The organism is Mycobacteriales bacterium, from assembly GCA_035504215.1.
Classification (GTDB): Bacteria; Actinomycetota; Actinomycetes; order JAFAQI01; family JAFAQI01; genus DATAUK01.
This window is the reverse complement of record DATJSI010000117.1, coordinates 1-4,115: the sequence shown is the minus strand read 5'-3', so window position 1 is coordinate 4,115 and position 4,115 is coordinate 1. Positions and strand designations below refer to the sequence as shown.

The 4,115-nt window shown below is 69.4% G+C and carries 5 protein-coding genes; all 5 read right to left on the bottom strand.

Annotation, left to right across the window (positions count from 1 at the left end):
* Positions 1 to 506: ATP-binding cassette domain-containing protein (locus tag VME70_14030; GenBank protein HTW21318.1), on the bottom strand; the 506-nt coding region annotated here is incomplete at its 3' end.
* Positions 499 to 1,518 carry an ABC transporter ATP-binding protein gene (locus VME70_14025; protein ID HTW21317.1) on the bottom strand — a complete coding sequence of 340 codons (1,020 nt, stop codon included), beginning with the start codon at positions 1,516 to 1,518 and terminating at the stop codon, positions 499 to 501. The genes VME70_14030 and VME70_14025, both read right to left, overlap by 8 nt.
* 4 nt (positions 1,519 to 1,522) lie before the next feature.
* A complete protein-coding gene (locus VME70_14020) occupies positions 1,523 to 2,380 on the bottom strand; it encodes an ABC transporter permease (GenBank protein HTW21316.1) in 858 nt (285 codons plus the stop codon).
* Positions 2,377 to 3,327 (bottom strand): ABC transporter permease, encoded by a 951-nt coding sequence (locus VME70_14015; protein ID HTW21315.1) that lies wholly within the window; start codon positions 3,325 to 3,327, stop codon positions 2,377 to 2,379. Before VME70_14015 ends, VME70_14020 begins: the two co-directional genes overlap by 4 nt.
* On the bottom strand, positions 3,327 to 3,953 hold the full coding sequence (locus VME70_14010; protein HTW21314.1) for an ABC transporter substrate-binding protein: 627 nt from the start codon (positions 3,951 to 3,953) through the stop codon (positions 3,327 to 3,329). The genes VME70_14015 and VME70_14010 overlap by 1 nt, the downstream gene beginning before the upstream one ends.
* Between the last annotated feature and the right edge of the window lie 162 nt (positions 3,954 to 4,115).

Genomic DNA, 4,115 nt, shown 5'->3' with positions numbered 1-4,115 from the left:
AGGACCTGCGGTTCGGCCGCGAGCGCGCGCGCGATCGCGACCCGCTGCCGCTGGCCGCCGGACAGCGCGCGCGGCAACGCTCGCGCCTGCCGTTCGTCGAGCCCGACCAGCTCGACCAGCTCGGCAATGCGCTGTTTGCGGCGCTCGGCCGACCAGCCCTGGTGCAGCCGCAACACCTCGTCGATCGTCTCCTCCGCGCTCTGCCGCGGGTCGAGGCTGGTGTACGGGTCCTGGAAGACGATCTGCACCTCGCGCCCGCGCCGGCGGCGGTCCTTGGCCGACCGGGTCGGCCGCGAGCGGTCCGCCCCGCAGGCACGGATCGTGCCAGCGGTCGGGCGCTCCAGCCCGACGATCATCCGGGCGATCGTGGTCTTGCCGGAACCGGACTCCCCCACGATCGCCAGCGACCGGCCGGCCGGCAGCTCGAATGACACGTCATCGACCGCGACCAGGTCGCCGAACTCCTTGCGCAACCCCCCGACGGCGAGGACCGCGGCCTCAGCCATGCGCAGCCACCCCCAACCGGCCGCGCAGCTCGGGCGCCCGCACGCAGCGCGTGGTGCCGCCGTCGAGCTCGATCAGCTCGGGCACGGCGGCCCGACACTCGTCGGCGGCGTACGGGCAGCGGACCGCGAACGCGCACTCGTCGGGCGGTGCTTCGAACGCCGAGAGCGGCCGTCCCGGAATCGCCTGCAACCGGTGCGCCGTACGGTCGATGTCCGGCCGCGCGGCCGCAAGCGCGGCCGTGTAGGGATGCAGCGGGTCGCTGTGCAGGAGCGCGGAGTCCCGGACCTCGACGATGCGACCGGCATACATGACAGCAGTTCGGTCGCAGATCGCCGCGGCGAGCTCGAGGTCATGGGTGATGAAGAGCATCGCCAGCCCGAAGTCCCGGCGCAGCTCGTCGAGGATCGCCATCACCTCGGCCTGGGTGGTCACGTCGAGCGCGGTGGTGGGCTCGTCCGCGAGCAGCAGGCGTGGCTTCGTGAGCAGCGCGCTCGCGATCATTACGCGCTGCAGCATGCCGCCCGACAGCTCGTGTGGGTACTGCCGCAGCCGGCGCTCGCCGTGGTCGATACCGACCTGTGCCAGCATTTCTGCGGCCTGCCGGTGCGCGTCATCGGCGGAGACGCCGAGGTTGGTGCGCAGCGCCTCGGTCATGAAGTCGCCGATCCGCCGAACCGGGTTCACGTGCGCGCGAGGGTCCTGGAAGATCATCGCGACCTGGCTGCGGAAGCGGCGCAACGGCGGGCCCGACAGTCTCATCACGTCATCGCTGTCGAAGCGGATCGAACCTTCGACCGCGGCGCCGCGCGGCAGCAGCCGGTCGATTGCTCGGGCGGTCATCGACTTGCCGGAGCCCGACTCGCCGACCAGTCCCAGCGCCTCTCCGGGCCGGACCGCAAGCGAGACGTCGGTCAGCACTGCGCGCTTGGCGCCGCCGACGTCGAGCCGCACCGTGAGATCGGTCAGCTCGAGCAGCGGCTGGCCGGACTCTTTCTGGCGGCTCGACGTCACGGGCTCAGGCCTGCTCGAACAAGCGCTCGCCGAGGATGTTCAGCGCGACGACGACGGCGACGATGCAGGCCCCCGCCGCCAGAGCAGGCAACGGATAACCCTGGGCGATCCCGGTCTGGTTCTCCGAGATCATCACGCCCCAGTTCGCGGTCGGCGGCTGCACGCCGAGTCCGAGGAAGGAGATCGCGGCCAGGTCGACCATCGCGTAGCCGAAGGTCACGGTCGCCTGCGCCACGATCAGCGGCGACAGGTTCGGAATCAGGTGGCGCAGGCAGATCGAGGTCGCCGACGCACCCTGGACCTCGAGCGCAGCGACGTACGGCTGGCTTCGCTCGCGCAGCGCGGCCCCACGCAGGACGCGTGCGACGTACGGCATGTAGGCGATCGACAGTGCGAGCGATGCCGCGGTGAGGCCGGGCCCGAAGACCGCAGTCGCGAGGACGGCGAGCAGGATCCCGGGGAATGCGAACAGGATGTCGAGAACAGCGGAGATGACAGAGTCGAACACGCCACGTCGCCAGGCACTCGTCACCGCCAGCAAGGCGCCAAGGGAGATGCTGATCACGACGACGACCAGCGGTCCGAGCATTGAGGTCTGCGCGCCGGCGAGCAGGCGCGACAGCACGTCGCGGCCCTCGTAGTCGTAGCCGAGCAGGTGGCCCGAGGTCGGGCCGACGAACGACAGCGACAGGTTGGGCAGGTTCGGGTCGTACGGCGCGAGCAGCTTGCCGAACACCGCCGCGATGAGCGCCACCAGGATCACCAGCGCGGACGCGATGCCGGCGACGCCGGTCGAACGCAGTCGCCCTAGCACCCGACCACGCGGGACCGCCGTGAGCTGTACCGGCAGTGCGGTCGTCATTGCGCGCGGCTGCCGAGCGACACCCGAGGGTCGAGCAACGCGTAGAGCAGGTCGACAAGGACGTTGATGACGACGAACGCGAGCACCAGCACGAGCGAGATTCCCTGCACGACCGCGAGATCCTTGGACTCGGCGGACTGGACGAGGTAGGCGCCCAGCCCGTTGAGGCCGAACGCGGTCTCGACCACGGCCGCGACCGCGATGAGCGATGCGACCGTGATGCCGGAGATCGTCGTGATCGGGATTGCGGCGTTGCGCAGGATGTGGCGGCGGATCAGCTGCCTGGCCGGGATGCCGCGGCTGACCGCGGTCTGGACGTGCTCGCGACCGCTCTCCTCGCGCACGCTTGCACGAGTCACCCGGGCGACGATGCCGAGCGAGGAGATCGCGAGCGCCACCGCCGGAAGCGTGAAGTGCCTGATGTTGCTGAGCAGGCTGGTGCCGTTGCCGAGCGCAGGGAACCACCCCAGCTTCACCGCGAAGACAAGGATCAGCGCGATCGCGGCGACGAAGGCGGGGATCGCCGCCGAGATCGCGGTGACGACCAGCGCACTGGTGTCCAGGAGCCCGGGACGCAGCCCGGCGAGCACGCCGAGGCCGATCCCGATCACCAGGATGATCAGCGAGGAGTAGAGCACCAGGCCGGCGGTGGTCCAGACCCGGGACGCGATGAGCGTCGACACGTTCTCGCGCAGGGTGATCGAGACGCCGAGGTTGCCGTGCAGCGCGCCCTTGAGCCAGTACCAGTACTGCGCGATGAACGGGTCGTTGAGGTGATATCGCGCGTCGAGGATGCGCAGGCTGCTCGGCGGCAGCGGGCGGCCACCGGACAGCGCCGCGACCGGGTTGCCGGGAGCGAGGTACATCGCGGCGAAGATGACGAAGCTGGCGACCAGCAGGCTGGCGATGAGCATCGCCAGCCTGCGGGCGAAAAAGCGCAGCTGCATCAGCCGCTGCCGGTCCCGCCCAGGCTGTTCGCCCAGGGAGCGAACATGTAGGAGAAGGACGCAACCGCACCGGTCAGACCCTTGTGCATCAGCAGGATGCTCGTGGGCTGCACATCGGGGATCCACGGCAGCGTCTTCGCCGTGATCTCCTCGGCCTGGGCCACCAGCTTGGCCCGCTGGTTGGGGTCGGCCGTGCTGCGCGCGGTCTCCAGCAGGTTGGTGACCTTGGGATCGTTGTAGTTGTCATAGTTCTGCGACCCCCCTGGAAGCACGATCGTCGCGAGCAACGCGGCCGGGTCGGAGTAGTCGCCGTAGTTCACCGTGAGGAAGCCGTCGATCCCTGCGCGCGCCTTCGCCTCGGTGAAGAAGTTGATGTAGTTGTTGGCAGACACCGACTTCAGCTTGACCTTTAGCCCGATCGCTTCCGCGGCCTGCTGGTAGGCGCCGGTCACGGCCGAGATGTTGGACAGCTGGCTCGACGTACCGATCGTGATCGTCTGTCCCGCCACGCCCGCCTGCGCGATCAGCTTCTTCGCCTCGGTGAGGTTCTGGTTCAGCACCGGCGAGCTGTTGTAGGCCTCGTCGAACACCGAGGTCCCGTAGCCGAACGTGCCCGGGTTAGCCACAAGGCCGGTTAGTTAAGGTTCGCCGCCCGGTGTCAAGGGAGCGGTGAGGATGGCGATGGCGATGGTGGCCTTGTAGGTGGTGCGGTCGATCTTGCCTCGGGCGTTGTATCTGGACAGGGCGCGTTTGACGACGCGGGGGCTGATGCGCAGCCGCCTGGCGGG

Bases quoted from the DNA above. Each gene is read 5' to 3' on its own strand.
- VME70_14020 (HTW21316.1), bottom strand. From the start codon at position 2,380: ATGACGACCGCACTGCCGGTACAGCTCACGGCGGTCCCGCGTGGTCGG.
- VME70_14015 (HTW21315.1), bottom strand. From the start codon at position 3,327: ATGCAGCTGCGCTTTTTCGCCCGCAGGCTGGCGATGCTCATCGCCAGC.